Source organism: Yersinia fenwicki (assembly GCF_043099325.1).
Lineage (GTDB): Bacteria > Pseudomonadota > Gammaproteobacteria > Enterobacterales > Enterobacteriaceae > Yersinia.
The window spans coordinates 3776305-3797170 of the sequence record NZ_CP170755.1; the positions used below are offsets into that span (position 1 = coordinate 3776305).

Consider the following 20866-nt stretch of genomic DNA (forward strand, 5'->3'; position numbering starts at 1 on the left):
TTCAGTACCTCTTAAGCCAGACGCGGGTTAACTTTTTCTGGGTTGATGTTGAATTTCTTAATCGCATCAGCGACCACAGAAGCTTCAATTTCACCGCGTTTAGCCAGTTCACCCAGAGCAGCAACCACCACGTATGAAGCATCAACTTCGAAGTGGTGACGCAGGTTTTCGCGGCTGTCTGAACGACCGAAGCCATCAGTACCCAGTACGCGATAATCGCTAGCGGGTACGAAAGTACGAACCTGCTCGGCAAACAGTTTCATGTAGTCGGTAGACGCTACCGCTGGTGCTTCATTCATCACCTGAGCGATGTATGGCACACGTGGAGTTTCAGTTGGGTGCAACATATTCCAACGCTCACAGTCCTGCCCGTCACGTGCCAGTTCGGTGAAGGAAGTTACGCTGTAGGTGTCAGAACCTACGCCGTAGTCGTTAGCCAGAATCTGAGCGGCTTCACGCACATGACGCAGGATCGAACCTGAACCCAGCAGCTGTACTTTACCGTTCTTACCTTCCAGAGTTTCCAGCTTGTAGATACCTTTACGGATACCTTCTTCTGCGCCCTGTGGCATGGCTGGCATATGGTAGTTTTCGTTCAGCGTGGTCAGGTAGTAATAGATATTTTCTTGCGCGTCACCGTACATACGCACCAGGCCATCATGCATGATGACAGCAACTTCATACGCATAAGCCGGATCGTAAGAGATACAGTTCGGGATAGTCAGTGACTGAATATGGCTGTGACCATCTTCATGTTGCAGACCTTCACCGTTCAGCGTCGTACGACCTGAAGTACCACCGATCAAGAAGCCACGTGCCTGTTGGTCACCCGCTGCCCAGCACAGATCGCCAATACGTTGGAAACCAAACATGGAGTAGTAGATATAGAACGGGATCATTGGCAAGTCGTTGGTGCTGTATGAAGTCGCAGCAGCCAGCCAGGAAGAAGCCGCACCCAGTTCGTTGATCCCTTCTTGCAGGATCTGACCTTTTTCGTCTTCTTTATAGTAAGCAACCTGTTCACGGTCTTGTGGGGTGTACTGCTGACCATTCGGGCTGTAAATACCAATCTGACGGAACAGACCTTCCATACCGAAGGTACGCGCTTCGTCGGCGATGATTGGAACAATGCGGTCTTTGATAGACTTGTTCTTCAGCATCACGTTCAACGCACGTACGAAAGCGATAGTAGTGGAAATTTCTTTGTTCTGCTCTTCCAGCAAGGAGCTGAAATCTGACAATGCTGGCATTTCCAGCTTTTCAGTGAACTTAGGCATACGGGTTGGCACATAGCCTTCCAGCGCTTGACGACGTTCGTGCAGATACTTGTACTCTTCGGAATCTTTCTCGAAGGTAATGTATGGCAGTTTTTCGATATCAGCATCAGCAACAGGTACGTTGAAACGATCGCGGAAGTGGTGAACCCCTTCCATGTTCATTTTCTTCACCTGGTGGGCGATGTTTTTACCTTCAGCTGTTTCGCCCATGCCGTAACCTTTAATGGTATGGGCCAGGATAACAGTTGGTTTGCCAGTAGTTTCTTGTGCTTTTTTCAGTGCAGCAAAGACTTTCTTCGGATCATGACCACCACGGTTCAGAGACCAGATCTCGTCGTCGCTCATGTCTTTCACTAATGCAGCAGTTTCTGGGAAACGGCCAAAGAAGTGTTCACGCACATAAGCGCCGTCTTTAGATTTGAAGGTTTGGTAGTCGCCATCCAGCGTTTCGTTCATCAGTTGGATCAGTTTACCGCTGGTATCTTTACGCAGCAGCTCATCCCAACGACCACCCCAAATCACTTTCAGAACTTGCCAGCCAGCACCACTGAAGATACCTTCCAGCTCATTAATGATTTTGCCATTACCCGTAACCGGGCCATCAAGGCGTTGCAAGTTACAGTTGATAACGAAGACCAGGTTATCCAGTTTTTCACGGGTCGCGATGGTGATCGCACCTTTGGATTCTGGCTCATCCATCTCGCCGTCGCCCAAGAAGGCGTATACGGTCTGTGCTGAAGTGTCTTTCAGACCACGGTGAGACAGGTATTTCAGGAACTTGGCCTGATAGATTGCACTGATTGGGCCAAGGCCCATAGAGACAGTCGGGAACTGCCAGAATTCAGGCATCAGTTTCGGGTGCGGGTAAGAAGACAAACCTTTACCGTCAACTTCCTGACGGAAGTTATCCATCTGTTCTTGAGTCAAGCGACCTTCAAGGAAGGCACGTGCGTAAACGCCCGGAGAGATGTGCCCCTGGAAGTAAACCAGATCGCCGCCGTCTTTTTGGTTACGAGCACGGAAGAAGTGGTTGAAGCAAACCTCGTAGAAGGTAGCGGAAGACTGGAAGGATGCCATATGGCCGCCCAAATCCAGGTCTTTCTTCGATGCACGCAACACGGTCATCACGGCATTCCAACGGATCGCGGAACGAATACGACGCTCCAGCTCCAGGTTGCCAGGATAAGCCGGTTCGTCTTCTACCGGGATAGTATTGATGTAATCACGGCTGGCTGAACCAGCTGCAACACTCACACCACCTTTACGGGCTTCGCCCAAAACCTGATCAATCAGATACTGAGCACGCTCAACACCCTCTTCACGGATGACCGATTCGATCGCCTGTAGCCAGTCGCGGGTTTCGATCGGATCCACGTCATTATTTAAACGTTCTGACATGGTGGTATTCCTTATCTGTTTCTAATGGTTTATTTGGAGCCTATCTTCCTGTGCTTTAACCCCAGGCTAAAGCACGTGCCCTGGTGAAAACACCGGAAGATAGGCCCATCAGTTTAGTTGCCGCGTTTCGTGCTCAAAATAAGCATATAGAACCGACCCAAATGCAGGATAAGCTCTTAGTCCTTGCGCTGCTGGAGCCGACGCAAAGATCGCTCACGGCGACTGTGCTCCCGACTGAGGTCCAACAGAATTTCCTCGATAAACGCCAAGTGACGATGTGAAGCCTCGCGAGCTTTCTCTGGCTCACGAGCCACAATCGCCTCAAAAATCCCGGCGCGGTGACTGCTCACCGTTGCCAACATTTCGCGGCGCGAGTAAAGCAATTCAAAGTTTTGTTTAACGTTTTGTTCCAGCATTGGCCCCATGCAACGCAGTAAATGCAGTAACACTACATTATGTGCTGCCTCGGTGACCGCCACTTGATACTGCATAACAGCATCAGCCTCGGCATCCAAATCGCCGCTATCCTGTGCTTGTTGAATCGCAGTATGGCAATCACGAATGCGTTGTAGATCTTCATCAGTACCGCGCAGTGCAGCATAATAGGCAGCGACACCTTCGAGAGCATGACGGGTTTCTAACAAGTCGAATTGTGATTCTGGATGATCGGCCAGAAGTTCAGCCAGCGGATCGCTAAAGCTTTGCCACAGATTGGTTTGCACGAAAGTACCCCCCCCCTGACGGCGCAATAACAGCCCCTTGGCTTCCAAGCGCTGGATTGCTTCTCGCAGAGAAGGCCGGGAAACATCAAATTGTTTCGCCAACTCGCGCTCAGGCAGCAATTTCTCACCTGGGCGTAGCGTCCCTTCCAAAATCAGGTATTCAAGCTGCTGCTCGATAACATCTGATAATTTGGGTTGGCGTATTTTGTTGTAGGCCATAATTTGTTGTAAGCCGTATTGAGTGAATCGTCTCTGCGAGTAGTGCGGAGTCAATTGGTAATACCAATTTCAAAAACGTGACGATAAAGTAACAAAGTATTCACTACCTGTCCATACGGAGCTTGACCAAAATCATGAAACCCAGCACATTTTAACAACTTTACTGACAGCGCGATGCAAAGTGATAACGTGGCGTTGGTATTACCATTACCTGACACCCGAGAGTTTTAACTTTTGTGAAACGGATATTTAGGCAAGCTGAAGCGTTATAGTTATTTTATTTATGAATTTAAATCCTATTTATATGAATTTAAATTCAACCACATTCAAGAAATGTCTGTATTTTCTCTTTCCTTTCCCCAATAACTGGTATGACCATTATAAAAATGGCCAACTGATAACTTTTTGCGCAAAAAAGGTCGATTCCTGCTTTTCCTGCAAACAACAGCTTGATCATCCACCAACATTTTTATTGGCATTTTGCTGAAAAATTCATCGAATAGAATAAAAAGCAGATGCAATAATTTTCACCTACCACTATTCTCTTTTAAAGGGTAGCCAATAGAGTAAATTCTGAAAAAAGCACCCGTAAACATAATAATACAAATAATGTAATCAAAATCTTACGCATAGCACGCGGCAACCATTTTGCCGGTGAATAGTGACAACGACAGAGGATGCAATAATGAGTATTCAACAGGAAGGTGCGGAGCTAAAGCGGGGGCTTAAAAACCGTCACATTCAGCTTATTGCCTTAGGTGGTGCTATTGGTACGGGGCTGTTTCTCGGCATCGCGCAGACCATTAAAATGGCGGGGCCTTCAGTGTTACTGGGGTATGCGATTGGCGGTTTTATCGCGTTTCTGATTATGCGCCAGTTAGGGGAAATGGTGGTTGAGGAGCCGGTTGCGGGTTCGTTTAGTCACTTTGCTTATAAATACTGGGGCAATTTTGCTGGTTTTGCTTCTGGCTGGAACTACTGGGTGCTGTACGTGTTAGTCGCCATGGCGGAACTCACCGCCGTCGGTATTTATGTGCAATATTGGTGGCCGGAGATCCCAACATGGGTCTCTGCCGCGGTATTCTTCCTCGCGATTAATGCCATCAATCTGGCTAACGTGAAAGTATATGGCGAGATGGAATTCTGGTTTGCCATCATTAAAGTGGTCGCCATTATTGCGATGATTCTATTTGGCGGCTGGTTATTGCTAAGCGGCCAGGGTGGCCCGGAAGCCACTGTCACCAACCTATGGGCTCAGGGCGGATTTTTCCCAAATGGAATCATGGGGTTAGTGATGGCAATGGCGGTGATTATGTTCTCCTTCGGTGGGCTTGAGTTAGTCGGCATCACCGCAGCAGAAGCAGAAGACCCAGCCAAGAGTATCCCGAAAGCAACTAATCAGGTTATCTATCGTATCCTGTTGTTCTATATCGGTTCTCTGGCAATTTTGTTGTCACTTTACCCGTGGGGCAAAGTGGTGGAAGGTGGCAGCCCGTTTGTGCTGATTTTCCATGCATTGAACAGTAATGTGGTGGCAACGGTATTGAACGTCGTGGTATTGACCGCAGCATTATCGGTCTACAACAGTTGTGTTTACTGTAACAGCCGCATGTTGTTCGGTTTAGCCAAGCAAGGTAATGGCCCGAAAATGCTGTTGAAAGTCGATGGTCGCGGCGTACCGGTTATTGCCATTGCGGTTTCTGCCTTCGCCACCGCTTTCTGCGTGCTGATTAACTATTTGATTCCGGGCCGCGCTTTTGAATTGCTGATGGCATTAGTGGTATCCGCACTGGTGATCAACTGGGCGATGATTAGCCTGGCACACCTTAAGTTCCGTGCAGCGAAAAACCGTCAGGGCGTTATCCCGCAATTCAAAGCATTCTGGTATCCGTTTAGTAACTACCTGTGCTTGCTGTTTCTGAGCGGAATTTTGGTGATTATGTATCTGACACCGGGTATTCAGATTTCGGTATTACTGATTCCGGTATGGGTGTTGGTGCTGGCGGTGGGTTATATATTGAAAAATCGCAGCCAAAGAGCGAAATCCTGATGGGGATTTCAATTTTGGAGTAGTTGATGTTGGGGTTTAGCAATGGGGATATGAATAAGAACTAAAAAAATACAATATAGTAAGCAGTAAAAAGGCAGAGTACTCACTGCCTTTTTACTTCTGAAGACTAAATTATAATTTTAACTCACTCTTTGTGCTAATTAATTGTGTATGCACATTAGGATGTTTGTCATTAGCTCCCCCTCCTTTTAGAGCACCTCGCCAATAAACTTCCTCATTTTTGTGCTTGTAATCAAAATTAGCACCAAGATAATTAACAATCACGTGCGGCTTAACCGTTCCATCAGAACTATAGTTACAATTATTATTTAGCTCCCTATTCCCCAAAATAGCGATTTTCTCATCTGAAGTATCTTGATCTATGAGCTTGTCACCATCATAAATTGCGTATTCCATAGGCCACAGCAGTTTATTTCTACCCAAGTCCGCCTTAAAATGAACCTCTAAATTCACCTTATATATATTTGGATTCATATAGAAACCACATAAACCATTAGATGACGGCTTCCCTGCTGTTCTTATTTCTATATAATTCGTCAACTGAGCATCAGACCAGATTTCATGGGGCCTCAGTGAACCGATTTTAATTTCTCTACTATGGGAATACGTGCCTTCAATATTATTAAATCCTTTTGGTTTAATAATAAACTTAACAGTTTTCCCTATCCAATCTTTGTTGGCGGCAACTTCAACTATATCGCCAACACTATGACGAGTTTCTAGTTCTTTCCTATTACCTACATCATATATTTCAACCGAAACATCATTAGGTTTTCGATAAAAATCTGAATGAACATTTGACCATTTAAGAATCAGTTTATCGCCAACAAATGTCAGGTTCCAACTATTGGAGTCGATATTAGATGACGATTTGCTAACAGAGTCGGTTGAATCAATTTTCACTTCAGGCTTACCATAAATTTCCTGTGCATAACTCTCGCTACTCGCCAGATAATAGTCACTTCCCGCAACCTTAGCGGTTAGCTCTACTCGCCCTGGTTTTTTTACTTTTAAAATGCTTCCATTCTGATTCACCGTAAGAACATTACTATCTGAAGATGACCACTCGAGATTAGGGATTGGAGTGCCTTTTGGTGATTGCAGTGAAACACTATCAGTAATTTTTGATTGAATCGTAGAGCTATTAAAAATAATCGGGAATGATTTCTTTTCTACAACCAGCGCATAAGTGGCAGTGCCAGCCTTGAAACGATCATCTTGCGCAGATTTCACCGTAACTTGAGTGGTATCAGGTTTCTTGGTGGTGATCTCACCTTTACCGGAATCAATTGTTGCTACTGCACTATTATCAATTGCCCAATTTAAGGTTAATTTAGCAATATCTGCATCAGCATTATCTGCAACGGGTTGATGTGCAGCAATTATTTCACCCCATTTATTAGTTTGTATCGGCTGCTGGAATTTCAGTTTAGGGTCAGCCCGCTCAACTTCAAGCTGATAACTGGCCGTTCCCATCGCATAGGTTTCATTTGGCAGTGTTACCGCTGAAATATTCACCACGCCAGCTTTAAGTACTGTAATTTCACCACTGGCCGCGTCCACTTTCGCCACATCTGAATTATCGCTGCTCCAATTCGCTTTTAATCCTGTATTCAGTGAAGTTTTCAGCGGTTGGGCTGCTAATTTCTTACTGGTATAGGTCACTGCGACATTTTGGTTAGCAAAACTCAACTGCGGAATAATATTCCCTACCAGCAGTTGTGGCTGCTGAGTCAAATCTATGCCGTTAATACTGGCAATAAATTGGGTATTTCCTTTAGTGGTTGATGTTACTTCAGTGCTGTAAGTCCCATCGCCATTATCCGTCATTGGATTAGCACTGAGTTTTATACCGGTCAGTTTATTACTGTCTGTTAGCTTAACCTGTTGGCCTGCCAATAAATTGCCAAATTTATCTTTCAACGTGGCGGTTAACTTCGCTTTAGTGTTGCCGCTGGCATCAATGCTGGCGACATCCACCACAAAATCAGACTGACCAGGTTCGACATCCCCTGCTGTGCCGCTAACATCCGCTGCTGCTTTAACCTGTTGGCGAACCTGTGCCTCCATTTTATATTGGCCCAAACGACTGGCACTCAATTTGGTTTCAGCAACCCCGGAGTTATTGGTATAGCTCAGGCCCTGATACTGACCTTCGCCCTGCGCCAAACGCCATGCAACCGGGAAGTTATCCAACAGATTATTATTGTCATCCACTACCTTGGCAGTATAGGTCACTTGATCTGTGTTATTGGCTTTAAACGCCGTTTTGTCTGAGCCAACCGCGGCTAATTTAGCCGTTGTTCTATCCCCCACCAGCGCCACATCAACTACATTTGGTAAAGGTTTGCCATTAACAGAGACAGTAACAGGATATTTACCGGCCTGAGTGCCTTTAATCGTCACCAAATAGCCGCCCGATAAGTTAGCTTTGGTGTTGATTTCCAGACCATTTTCCCCATGCTTGGGTGAGGTGGTTATCTGACTTGCCAGATTAGGTAACGGGTTACCTTTGCTGTCTGCAATATCAACCTGCACGGTGGCAATATCTAGCCCATTGGCGGTTATTTGTTGCGTCAGTAACGCCACAGTGGATTTGTTGATGTCCACCCCGCCACTGATAAATTTAACTGCAGTGGCCGGCAAACTGTTCTTGCCTACCGCCGCCGTAACCAGCGCATCACCTTCCATATCACGGCTAATTTCGACTTCTGCCACCCCCGCACTGTTGGTTAAGCTAATCAAGTTGCCACTCATCAGCGTGTCGCGGTTAACTGACCAATGCACCGGAATATCGGCTCCCAGCAGGTTATCGTGCGCATCTTTGATGGTCGCCTGATAAGTGACTTTATCACCTACAGCAACAGACCCGGATTGCAATGGCTTCACTGCTGCAATCTTGGCAGTGCGTACATCAGCCGTGACTTTCAACTTCTGTTTAGCTAACTCTTTGCCATCAAGTGTCGTGACAATTTCACCCTCACCGGCTGTAGTCCCGCTAATGGTTGCGGTATAGACGCCATCCGACACTTCAGTAAATTGACCAACCGATATCCCCGCTAAACCAAGTGCATTGGCGCTAATTTTCCCGCTTTGACCGGTTAATGGGTTGCCATTCGCATCATTGACCTTAACTGTCAGAGTGGTGGTGATAGTACCATCAGCCACCAGATTTGCCGCCGATACACTCGCGGATGATTGTGCGATAACAATCTCACCGGCGGTGAAGGTCACCAGTAGCGCGTCCATCTGACTGCTGCTGCTGACAATCGCAGTAACTGTCGCGCTACCGGCTTGTTTGCTGGTCAGAGTGACGGTTGCTTCGCCCGACGCATTAGTTTTGCTCATTGCAGCCAACTCACCTAAGTTGGTTCTCCAACCCACTGAAACATTAGCCAGACTCGGGTTACCTTGAGCATCTACCACGGTGGCGGTATAAGTAATACTCTCCTTGCCGTCAGCTTTAGCGGTTTTGATATTCGATGTGACCGTCTTCAACGTGGCGGTTTTATTATCCGCTTGTAAGGATAGCTTCTGTGTTTTACTCACATTGCTACCTTTAACTGTGGCAGTTAAATCCACCGTACCTTCTTTGGTTCCGGTGATAGTGGCTTGATAAACTCCTTTTACTGCTGATTCAGTGATAGCGCCAACGGTGACATGGCTGGCGACTGACTGAGTGACCTCAATTTTGTTCTCTTGACCCGAAACCGGGTTGTGGTTGGCATCACGCAACGTAAATTTCAACGTGGCGTTTTGCTTACCATCAGCAATGATCATATTCGGTTGTAACAACAAATCCGCATTGGTCATCACCGGTGTTACCGCGACAAACTCTGCCTCGTTACTATTTTTCACCGGTGTGCTGGCATTATTGCCGGAGGTTAACTGGACAGAAAGGTCAACTTTACCCGCTTGTGTGCCGGTGATGGTTTGAATACTCTCGCCGTTAGCATCGGTGGTAGTTGATGGAGTGGCAACATTATTGATATTGCTGCCCCAGCTTAGAATCATTCCGCTAACCGGGTTACCATTAGCATCTTTAACTGTCGTCACATAACTGATCGAGCTGGAACCATCAGGTGCGGTCACTTTGCTACCAGACACAACTACACTCTCGATCTTCGCAGTTTGGCGATCGGCATTAAAGGTAATCGGTAATGCAATATCCTTGGCAGCATTGGCAAGGGTTGCGCTGATTTTTGCCGTGCCCGCTTTCTTGGACGTAATATTGACCGTTGACTTACCGGCGCTATCTGTCTTACTCGTCGGATTATCAATACTGACCGGATGCCCGTTCTCATCTTTCCAGGTAATATTTTCAGCTGTCACTGGATTGTTGCTGGCATCAACGACGGTAACGCTGTAAGTCACCTTGTCTTTATCATTAGCAACGAAATCACGCTGAGTCATTGGTGCTAAGGCGATTGTTGCGCTGTTGCTGTTAGCAATAAACTCAACTTTGGCAGGCGATGTACTTTGATTGCCATTAACAGATGCTTTAACTGTGGCAGAACCCGCCTTAATACTGACAAGATCTATAGTCGCTTCACCCTGACTGTTGGTAGTAGTCATTACAGTGGTAGCCTGCGCCGGAGTAAATTCGCCCAGATTGGTTTCCCAAAGAACCTGACTATTCGCCACAACATGGCCGTTGCTGTCTTTCACTACAACTTTGTAAGTCACCTGCGCCTGACCATCAGCAACCAATTTGGTATCAGTCGGTGCTAACCAGTCAGCTATTTTGGCCGTCACAGCATCTGAGGTGAAACTCAGCTTTTCGGTTGCCAGATTAAGCGCCAAATCACCTTTCACTACCTGCGCATTAATGGTGATATCACCCACATCAGTGCTGGTAAGGGTAATCTGCGTTTCACCCAAATCATTGGTTTGGGTCGTTCCCGTTACGGGAGCGAAAGTGACCTTATGATTGGGTGTAGTCCAAATGATATTTTCATTTTTAATCGGGTTGCCGTTGGCATCGATAATTTTGGCATTGAGAGTAATGCTGTCTGTGCCATTGGCCGCAGCACTGTTTTTGCTTACAGGAAGTAGCGTAATCTTGCCGCTTTGACGATCAGCAATAAAGACCACCTCGCCTGCATTATAAGGCTTGCCACCGACAGTCGCCGTCACTTTGGCCGTTTCTGCCTTGGTGCTTACGAACTCAATAGAGGTTTCCCCATTAGCATCGGTGGTGGTAGTGGTGCTGCCCTGAACAAAGGAGCCAATATTGCTCGACCATTCCACAGCTGCACCAGGGACGATATTGCCCTGCTTGTCTGTAACCTTCACTTTATAAACGGTTGTATCTTTACCATTAGCGACCACTTGAGCGGTAGTAGTCGTGACAGTAAAGTCACTGGCTTTCACCGTCATGGTGCTGTTATCTGCCTTTATTTCAATCGCACCCGCTTGAATAGGGGCTTCAGTACCTACCTGCACCGTAATATTGGCAGTTCCAGTAACAATTGAGCTGAAATTGTTTTCTGCAATACCGTGCTCGTTAGTAATACTGGTAACGTGCTCAAGGCCCGGCGAATTTAAATCGCTAACCCACTTGACTTCGACGCCCGGCACCGGATGACCCAATGCGTCAGTCACCTGTACTTCAAGCTTGGTTTTATCGGTAGAATTCGCAGTAATTGATGGAGTAGAAATAGAAACAGATGCGCTGCTATTAATTGTCGCAGTAGTGGCATCAGCAGTTTGGGTGAGAATAATTGGATTCAACTGAACCCCACGCACCGTTGGCGTAATTTCAAAACGCCCAACCGCGCTACCGCTGGTCACAGTAGTTTCATAAACACCGGGCTGAATCTCCTGTGCTTCACCTATCACTACCGGAGTGAAACTTCTGGCGCGAGGAACATTGCCCGTGACGTCGCGCACCGCAAACGTGATGTTGCGCGCTTCACCACCTACAGTCTTGCTGGCATCGGTCTTTAACGCTAACTGGAGTATCGAACGGCTGGTCGTATTGGCTGGCAGTGTAGATGGCGTCAATGAAGAAATACTATTTACACTATTAATATTGACGCCGGTAACGTAAATATTGGTGGAGCTGGAAGTAGAGTAATTCCCTTTTTTATCCACCGCACGGCCGCTTAATACATAAGCATTCACCGCACCGTCAATATACGGTGGCAAAGCGACATGATAGGCCAAATTACCCAAATCGCTAACTTGCCCCCCAGCCAGAATCACATCAGCGGCATCCCACTCGATACGATCCAAACCATGACGAGCATTAAAGGTATAATTTACCGGTAAGACTTGTGTTTCTTTCCCACTGATTTTGTCAGGTAAATTTAATGTCACTACCTGCTGCTTGCGGTATTCCAGCACGATATTGTTATTACGATCGACCAGATCCATGCGGCTACCCGCGAGAGTCCGCGTCGCTTGCACCGCTGTGGGATCTATCTGCTGCTGCCAAGGGGTATTAATTTCGTAATTAACGGCAACATTCACTCCAGTTTTCGTTTTACCGCCATTACCAATAGTGTGGTCAAGACCTAAACTCACCAGTGGAATAGGGGTATAGCTGACACCAGCAGTTAATGCCGATGGGTTTTTCTGGCGTTCGTTAATACCAAACAAGGCGACTTCATCGCCGAAGTATTGCTCATACATTAACTTCCCGCCTAACTGCGGGTAATGAGGTAAATAGGCTTCGGTACGAATGTCGTAACCATTAGCCGCACGTTCGTCATAATCTTCAAGTCGAGCGGAATTTTTCCATCCACCCAAACGGTGGTAACTATTGGCTGACAGCTTAATATAATCCCGTGCCAATTCACCGCCCAACCCTAGCCGCCGGTGACCATTGCCAGATATTTGTTGATCAAAGAAAATGTTATAGCCGAACATCCAGTCAGACACATAATGACGTTGCCCCAACCCGATATTCATAATATTGCGTTGATCAATACGACGAAAACCAAACTGGCTGAATGCCAACCTATCTGGCTGGTCATCGAGTGGGATAAATAAATCCAGTTCTGACCCATTGAAATCATTCTTATCGTCAGCCTGCAATTTAACCTGAGCCTGACCGATATGACCTAACCATTCCTCAACCGTTTTCGCTGTAGACGATAACAATATCCCCTTAGCTAAACGAGAGAATGCATCGACACGGCTCTCACTACTTAGCGAGTTCCCTACCTGTGACAAATGAGAAGCAACTAAAGAGGCTTGCTGGGTAGCTTGTTGCTGTTCTTCCTGATTAGGAACATAAACCACCGCACCGTATTTGACTGCTTCAAACGCACTGCGGTTGTTATATAAATTAATATTTAACGCCCAAAGCTCATCAATAGATAAGCCATAGCTTGCGGCAACCGACTCAAGTGTGTCAGTTGGGGTGAGAGTATGAAGTTGCTTAAAAAGCACTGCTTTTTTCGGCATATCATCACTGTTCGCCTGGGTACTGAAACTCACCGAATACAGTGGAAGTGTACTTAATAATATTTGTAAAATTATTTGCGAATAGGCAATGGCTTTCTTAAGAAAACCATTGCCTAAATAACGTTCTATGCCTTTAAAAATTGAACCCATTATAAAATTCCTGATTTGTTATTGGCATAATCAAACACGCATTAATTCAAAATGGATTTAAAATATAAATACATATGAAAAGAGGTTTAGCCATGCATGGATAAAGAGGCCAATAGAAATTGATCAGGTGGATAATATGGCGAATGGTGAAATAATAAAAAGGAATAGCTTGGAATTAAATCGAACCAATAATAAATAATAAAAATATCGTTTTTTATTTAAAATCAGAGTAATTCCAAAAAAAATAAAATATCACTCAGCCAGAGAAAAAGTCAGATTTACAATCGCATCGAAAAGCACCAGAAAAACATAATGCCCTGATATGTAATAATAAATTAATTAATTAGAATTGACCTTTTCATTGGTAAGATAAAGTAGAAAGAATTCCTAATAGAAAATCATATTAAAGATGGCTGATAAATCATTATCAGCCGGTTCACACAACTAACACGCTATTGACTAAACTAACGCGCCGTAAATCGTTAATAACGCCACCACCACAATGACGGTCACCGTGACTTTTCGCGCTAAAGAGACCGCAGATCTGGGTGTCTGTACCGGATCTAAATGAGGCTCTCGCGCCAACGAATATTGCGCCAGTTGGGTTAACACTTGGTACTGAGAAGAACGAAAGTCACCCAATGAAGCAAACCAGGCGGGTAAGGCTCTTTCCCCATGTCCCAATAATGCATAGGCAACCCCGACTAACCGCACCGGTATCCAGTCAAGCCAATGCAAAATACGATCAATGCCCGATTGTGAGCGCTGTAAAGGAGTGTGATGACGCGCCAACCAAGTTTGATACCCGCGTAACATCGCATACCCTGCTAATGCCACTGGGCCATAGCTAACACAAACGACGAACCAGAAGATCGGCGCTAAATAGTAACGGAAGTTTATCCATAACAATGCATTTTGCAGAGACTCCAACCGGGCTTTTTCACCACTATCCATCGGTAAGCCATGAATAAGTGCCAACTCCTCAGCCATCTTATCAGTAGCATGAGCATCGCCCTGACGTGCAGCTTTCAAATAAGCTCGATAATGTTTACGTATTCCACCCGCACCAATACACAGCAGGCAAATTAGTATCCAGAGAAGCAAAAGAGGCAAACCAAACATGATGTTTTGCACTAGCCGCAAAACTAGCCATACCAGAACCATCCACACGGCGGTCAGTAAAATTGTTTGTACCAACGAAAAGTGGCGTAAACGCGTAAATACCACTTCAAGGCGATGATCTAGCTGCCAATGTTCGCCCAGTTTAAACAAGCGCTCCCATGCTAGCACCAGCAACAGCGTAAACAGTGTCATTAGCTCTTACTCTCCCTTTGTACTTAACCCGCCCACAAACAGGGCATATGCCTCCCGGCATGCATAAACGACAATATCAGGCAAGGTAACAAGCTATAGGTGCTCGACCATGAACCTCTGGTTAATACTGCATGGCTTCCGTATTACGATGGTAAAGGTAACTTCGCTAAACTCTGTCGATACAAAGCCCAGTCAAAAGCAGGGCCTGGATCTGTTTTACGACCCGGCGCAATGTCACTGTGGCCAACAACCCGTTCTGCAGTTATCGGATAAGAGGCAAATAGCAGTGCGCTAAGCTCAGATAAGCTGCGATATTGTGCGACCGTAAACGGTAACACATCCGTGCCTTCCAACTCGATCCCAATAGAAAAATCGTTACACCGCTCACGCCCGGCAAAAATTGAGACTCCGGCATGCCAGGCTCGTTTATCAAATGGAACATATTGAATAATTTCACCATCTCGGCGGATTAGGCAATGAGCTGACACTCGCAGGTGAACAATATCGGCAAAATAAGGATGCTCATCAGCATCGAGGGTGCCAGTAAATAGCTGATCGATATACGGACCGCCAAACTCACCTGGAGGCAAACTGATATTATGGATCACCAGCAGAGAAGGATCTTCACCCTCTGCCCGCTGATCGAAGTGGGGGGAAACGACCCGTTTTACCCCAGAAATCCAGCCATTTTCTAACTGCCAGTTATTTTCTAACTGCATAGTTTACCTAAGTCCCCTCACCTAAATAGTACACTTCAACCGGCTCTTTTATGGCACTTCTACCAGCAACAGAGTAGCATGTTTGGACAACTATCTATCCGCCATTTCGGAGTTTTCTATGCCGACCCGCAGCTATAATGCCGACAGCCGCCGCGCCGAGCTATTGGAACGAATTCAACGCGATATACCCTCCACTGTTGCCCAAGCTTTGAGTGAAGACCTTGGCGGTGAAGTCAACGCCGACCGTGATCTCACTGCACAATTACTGTCAGCAGATAAGCCGGCAGAGGCAACTATCATTACTCGTGAAGCCGGTGTTTTTTGTGGTCAGCGATGGTTGAATGAAGTGTTTATTCAACTTGGCGCCCAAGTATCAGTAACTTGGGAAGTTAACGATGGAGACAAACTGGCCCCAGGTGAGGTTCTTTGCCATTTGACTGGCCCTGCCCGTATTTTACTGACAGGTGAACGTACCGCACTTAACTTCCTACAAACTTTATCAGGCGTAGCAACTGAAGTGAGCCGCTATGTAGCCACACTCTCTGGGTTACATACCCAATTACTTGATACACGAAAAACAGTGCCGGGGTTACGTACGGCGTTGAAATACGCAGTCCTCTGTGGTGGTGGTAATAACCATCGGCTTGGTTTATCTGATGCTTTCCTCATTAAGGAAAATCATATTATTGCTGCCGGTTCGATTAAAGAAGCGGTTGCAAAAGCATTTTGGATACATGCCGATGTCCCTGTGGAAGTTGAAGTTGAATCCCTTGATGAACTACAGCAAGCCCTGGAAGCGGGTGCTGATATCATCATGCTCGATAACTTCACTATTCCAATGATGCGTGAAGCGGTAAATATACGCGATGAACTTGCCAAAACCCAGAGCAGCGCACAACTGGAGGTTTCGGGCAACGTCACACTGGAAACACTTCGTAGCTATGCTGAAACAGGTATTGATTATATTTCAGTCGGGGCGCTGACTAAACATATTACTGCCTTGGATCTTTCTATGCGTTTTAAATAATCCTATCAAATTATTTTCGGCGGATGGATCTCAAAAACAGACTCTTACTCTTTTTTGCGAGCACCGCCGAAGTTATCTGTGATGCTATTGTAAGAACATAAATATCCAGCAGTAGTCTTCGCAAATCGCTCTGATCCCTCTTGTTAGCACCCATTTAAAAAGCGCACTCTGCCCATGTTTTCTCACACACATGGAGAGTGTCAAATGACTAATCAACAAGGTTTTACATTAATTGAATTGATGGTTGCGATTGCCATCATTGCAGTTCTAAGTGGTGTTGGTATTCCGTCCTATCAACGCTACATCCAAAAAGCAGCGCTCACCGATATGTTACAAGCCATAGTTCCTTACAAAATGGCGGTAGAGCTTTGCGCTCTAGAACATGCCAGTCTTGATAGCTGTGATGGCGGAAAGCAAGGTATACCAAGAGGGGGAGCATCACACTATGTCAGTGCGACAACTATAAATAATGGAGTCATTACGCTCACAGGCCGACAAACACTTGCCAATCTGACTCTGGCTATGTCGCCAACAATAAATGACAGCGGAAATGTCATCTGGACAAGAACCTGCACCGCAACAGACAGCAGCATAACTGACAACTGTAAAGCTGTGTTCCGCTTTAATGATAAGGCCGTAATTAAATGACCGAATTTATAGAGCGTCCAAACGAAATAATAAACAATGAGTTACATACCATCTGCCGCCGCTATAGATCTATAGCCTTAAAACTCGATGGTAAAAACCTAACCATAGCTTCACCTCATCCTGTCAATGAGGCACTGTTAACTGCACTACGTTTCGCTTGTGGCCGGAAAATCAAGGTGGAATGCTGGCCGGAGGCCCGAATTGAACAATCGCTCAATTTGAGCCCATCAACGCAAGAGCACTTAAAAACTAACTTACCCACAGAGGAGGCCGATGACACATTACTTGATAATGAAAACGATACACCTGTTATTCAATTTATAACTCAGACACTCAGATTGGCGATTCAGAAACGCGCATCAGATATCCATTTTGAACCTTATCAATATCACTACCGCATTCGTCTAAGAATTGATGGTGTATTACATGAATCTCCATCGCCTAAAGTTGAATTATCACGTCGTATTAGTAGTTGCCTGAAGGTTATGTCTAAACTGAATATTGCGGAAAAACGGCTAGCGCAAGATGGTCAGCTAGCTCTTGTATTAGACGGTATCCGCTACTCAATGAGAATAGCGACCCTCCCGGTGCAATATGGTGAAAAAGTCGTGCTACGGATTCTTAATATGAAGCAGCAGCCTACTCTGGAAAAGCTGGGGCTTACAACAGTGGCCCACCAACAATTAACTCAAGCGCTATCTGCGCCGCAGGGGTTGGTTCTGGTTACTGGGCCAACAGGAAGTGGTAAGACAGTAACTCTCTATTGCAGCCTGGAGCAGCTCAATCAGGGACAAATAAACATCTGTAGTGTTGAAGATCCTATTGAGATCCAGGTTGACGGTATAAATCAAACACAGACCAACAGTAAAATTGGGCTAGATTTCTCTAATGTATTGCGTGCCATGCTACGTCAGGATCCTGATGTCATTATGCTCGGTGAGATTCGTGATAATGAAACTGCAGAAATAGCAGTTAAAGCAGCGCTAACAGGGCACTTGGTTCTCTCTACGTTACATACAAACTCCACGGCTGAAACATTGGTACGACTGACTCAAATGGGGGTAGAGCGTCACTTGATAGCCTCCAGCCTAATACTAGTCATTGCCCAACGATTAGTACGAAGGTTATGTCTACACTGCCGTCAGCTATCACCCACGCCTTTCCACGCGTTACCAAAAGTATGGGCTAGCCCATTGCAACATTATCTTGCTGTCGGCTGCGAACAATGTTGTGCCGGTTATTATGGTCGAACGGGTATTTACGAAATGTTAAATGTCACACCGCCAATCCAACAAGCTTTACTCAATAATCTCAGCCCAGCAGAACTCACCCAAATTGCACAGGAGCAAAAGCAAATCACATTACTTTCAGCTGGTTTGGTATTGGTCGAAAAAGGTATTACCACTCTCAGTGAAATAAATCGTGTGGTTGGTTCCCTGGCTGAAACTGAGGCAACACAGTGAGCTATCAGCGTTTATTTTACTGGAAAGCCATTAATACCGAAGGGCAATTACAAACAGGCGCGTTATTAACAACGGACAGAAATATTGTTTATGAACATATGCTGCACCATGGGTTACAGCCACTCGATGTTAGAGGTGGGAGACGGCTGTCAATACGCTATTGGCGAGGAGAACGCCTTATTACTGTGACTCGCCAATTAGCAACGTTATTGCAAGCTGGCTTACCTCTCGTTAGTAGCTTGCAATTGTTGGCAAAAGAAATAGATGCCTTACCTTGGCAATGTTTATTACAAGAGATAAGCCAGCAGGTCTCTCAAGGACAATCATTCTCGGAGGCAATGACGCGTTATCCCCATACTTTCCCTCAACTATATCCCCCCGTGATTGCAATGGGAGAGTTGACGGGTAATCTTGAGCAGTGCTGCGTACAATTAGTCCTACACCAGGAACGGCAACAAAAACTGCAAAAAAAAGTGATTAAGGCACTTAAATATCCGGTATTTGTCTGTGTTATTGCGCTGATTGTCAGCATCGTTATGCTTGTTTTGGTACTACCTGAATTCGCACAAATATACCAATCATTCGACACAACATTACCCGCGCTGACTGCTATGCTGCTATTAATATCTGCATACCTTACAGCTTATGGGCCATACCTCGCCGCATTATTAACATCACTTTTTATTGGCTATTTCTACTTACGGCGACATCGAACTTATTACCAACAATTGGAGCAAAAGCTTTTATTACGTATTCCATTAATATCAGCATTGATACGTGGCAATTGTCTCAGTCAAATTTTTCAAACACTGGCGATCACTCAGCATGCAGGGCTACCACTGACTACCGGGTTAGATGCAGCACTTCGCTCGATTAATAACGACACCTACCAGCAAGCATTGAGGGTCATTCAAAAACAGATCAACCAAGGGGTTCCACTCTATATGACTCTCTCCCAGCACCCGCTATTTCCACCCTTATGCCAACAGATGGTTCGTGTGGGTGAGGAGTCAGGTGCGTTGGATGTACTCTTAGATAAATTGGCCCGTTGGCACCAACAGCAAACACAGGATTTGGCAGACAATCTAACTCAAATGCTGGAGCCACTTTTGATGCTAATTATTGGCAGTATCGTGGGGATTTTAGTGATCGCGATGTATTTACCGATATTTCAGTTAGGTGATGTCATAGGATAAATGATGTTATTAGAGGGGGCTATCCGGTGGGATTTTATTGAAAAGAGGCGTTGAACTGCGCCTCTTTTCGTATCAATTATAGACACATAATTGCTAACTTTATCAGAGGACAACTTACTCTCGAAAATCTAATATCAGTTACTACCAAACACACGGTTTTCTTGCTCGGCTACGCGAATAAAAGTGGTGCGTTTAGTCAGTTCTTTTAAATGCGATGCACCCACATAGGTACAAGCGGAACGCAAACCGCCCATAATATCGCGAACGGTGTTATCAACGGAGCCGCGTAATGGCAATTTAACCGTCTTACCTTCCGCCGCGCGGTATTCAGCAACACCACCTACATGGCGTTTCATGGCTGACTCTGAACTCATACCGTAGAACAGCATAAACTTCTCGCCATTTTCTTCAACAACTCGGCCTTCGCACTCATCATGCCCAGCCAGCATACCGCCTAACATGACAAAGTCAGCACCACCACCGAAAGCTTTTGCAACATCACCCGGCACGGAACAACCGCCATCGCTGACAATCTGCCCGCCCAAACCGTGTGCTGCATCAGCGCACTCGATAACCGCCGACAACTGCGGATAGCCAACACCTGTTTTCACGCGAGTGGTGCAAACCGAACCTGGGCCAATCCCAACTTTAACAATATCAGCGCCCGACAGAATAAGTTCTTCTACCATCTCTCCGGTCACAACATTGCCCGCACAAATAACTTTATCTGGGCATGCTTCACGAGCTTTTTGCAAGAAAGACACGAAATGCTCGGAATAACCGTTAGCCACATCAATACAGATAAATTTCAAGGCAGGTGATAACGCTAAAATTTGTTTCATTTTGTCGAAATCAGCAGAGGATGTCCCGGTAGAGACCATGACATGGCGTAAGACTGATTCAGGAACTCGTTTCACAAATTCGCCCCACTGCTCAACAGTGTAGTGTTTGTGAACTGTGGTCAAAACATCAAATGAGGCCAGAACTTCTGCCATGCGGAAGGTGCCAACAGTATCCATATTAGCAGCGATGATAGGGACACCAGACCAATTCCAACCTGAATGTTTGAAAGTAAACTGGCGCTCCAGTTCGACTTCTGACCGACTTTTCAGTGTTGAACGTTTGGGGCGGATTAACACATCTTTAAATCCTAGTTTCAAACCTTCTTCAATACGCATGGCTAATTATTCCTGGTTATTGGCGATAGATCGCAAAATGTGATCGGGCGTAAATCACGCCATCCCAGTGA

The 20866-nt window shown here is 45.8% G+C and carries 11 protein-coding genes; 5 read left to right on the plus strand and 6 right to left on the minus strand.

The window, feature by feature from the left end; translation table 11 throughout:
• Nucleotides 1–11: 11 nt before the first annotated feature.
• Nucleotides 12–2675, minus strand: coding sequence for a pyruvate dehydrogenase (acetyl-transferring), homodimeric type (gene aceE, locus ACF3VQ_RS17220; RefSeq protein ID WP_019080494.1), 2664 nt, complete (start codon nt 2673–2675; stop codon nt 12–14).
• Between the two features lie 176 nt (nt 2676–2851).
• Nucleotides 2852–3616, minus strand: a complete 765-nt coding sequence (gene pdhR / locus ACF3VQ_RS17225; RefSeq protein ID WP_392432281.1) for a pyruvate dehydrogenase complex transcriptional repressor PdhR — start codon at nt 3614–3616, stop codon at nt 2852–2854.
• Between the two features lie 685 nt (nt 3617–4301).
• Between pdhR and ACF3VQ_RS17230 the strand changes: the two genes are divergently transcribed.
• Nucleotides 4302–5666 (plus strand): amino acid permease, encoded by a 1365-nt coding sequence (locus ACF3VQ_RS17230; RefSeq protein WP_392432282.1) that lies wholly within the window; start codon nt 4302–4304, stop codon nt 5664–5666.
• A 132-nt stretch (nt 5667–5798) separates the two neighbouring features.
• Here the strand turns inward: ACF3VQ_RS17230 and ACF3VQ_RS17235 are convergent, their stop codons facing one another.
• From ACF3VQ_RS17235 to ampD, 3 genes are all read right to left on the minus strand, one after another.
• A complete protein-coding gene (locus tag ACF3VQ_RS17235) occupies nt 5799–13250 on the minus strand; it encodes an Ig-like domain-containing protein (protein ID WP_392432283.1) in 7452 nt (2483 codons plus the stop codon).
• A gap of 459 nt (nt 13251–13709) precedes the next feature.
• Nucleotides 13710–14564: a beta-lactamase regulator AmpE gene (ampE, locus tag ACF3VQ_RS17240; protein WP_392432284.1), complete on the minus strand. Its 855-nt coding sequence runs from the start codon at nt 14562–14564 to the stop codon at nt 13710–13712.
• 143 nt (nt 14565–14707) lie between these two features.
• Entirely contained in the window at nt 14708–15283 is a 576-nt protein-coding gene (gene ampD / locus ACF3VQ_RS17245) for a 1,6-anhydro-N-acetylmuramyl-L-alanine amidase AmpD (protein WP_392432285.1), read from the minus strand.
• A gap of 118 nt (nt 15284–15401) precedes the next feature.
• On the opposite strand from ampD, the gene nadC reads away from it, so the two are divergent.
• From nadC to hofC, 4 genes are all read left to right on the plus strand, one after another.
• Nucleotides 15402–16310, plus strand: coding sequence for a carboxylating nicotinate-nucleotide diphosphorylase (nadC, locus tag ACF3VQ_RS17250; protein ID WP_392432286.1), 909 nt, complete (start codon nt 15402–15404; stop codon nt 16308–16310).
• 204 nt (nt 16311–16514) lie between these two features.
• Entirely contained in the window at nt 16515–16958 is a 444-nt protein-coding gene (gene ppdD / locus ACF3VQ_RS17255) for a prepilin peptidase-dependent pilin (protein WP_392432287.1), read from the plus strand.
• Complete coding sequence (gene gspE / locus ACF3VQ_RS17260; protein ID WP_392432288.1) at nt 16955–18421, plus strand: type II secretion system protein GspE; 1467 nt, start codon at nt 16955–16957, stop codon at nt 18419–18421. The genes ppdD and gspE overlap by 4 nt, the downstream gene beginning before the upstream one ends.
• Complete coding sequence (gene hofC / locus ACF3VQ_RS17265; protein ID WP_392432289.1) at nt 18418–19617, plus strand: protein transport protein HofC; 1200 nt, start codon at nt 18418–18420, stop codon at nt 19615–19617. The genes gspE and hofC overlap by 4 nt, the downstream gene beginning before the upstream one ends.
• Nucleotides 19618–19751: 134 nt before the next feature.
• Here the strand turns inward: hofC and ACF3VQ_RS17270 are convergent, their stop codons facing one another.
• Nucleotides 19752–20795 carry a GMP reductase gene (locus ACF3VQ_RS17270; protein WP_392432290.1) on the minus strand — a complete coding sequence of 348 codons (1044 nt, stop codon included), beginning with the start codon at nt 20793–20795 and terminating at the stop codon, nt 19752–19754.
• Between the last annotated feature and the right edge of the window lie 71 nt (nt 20796–20866).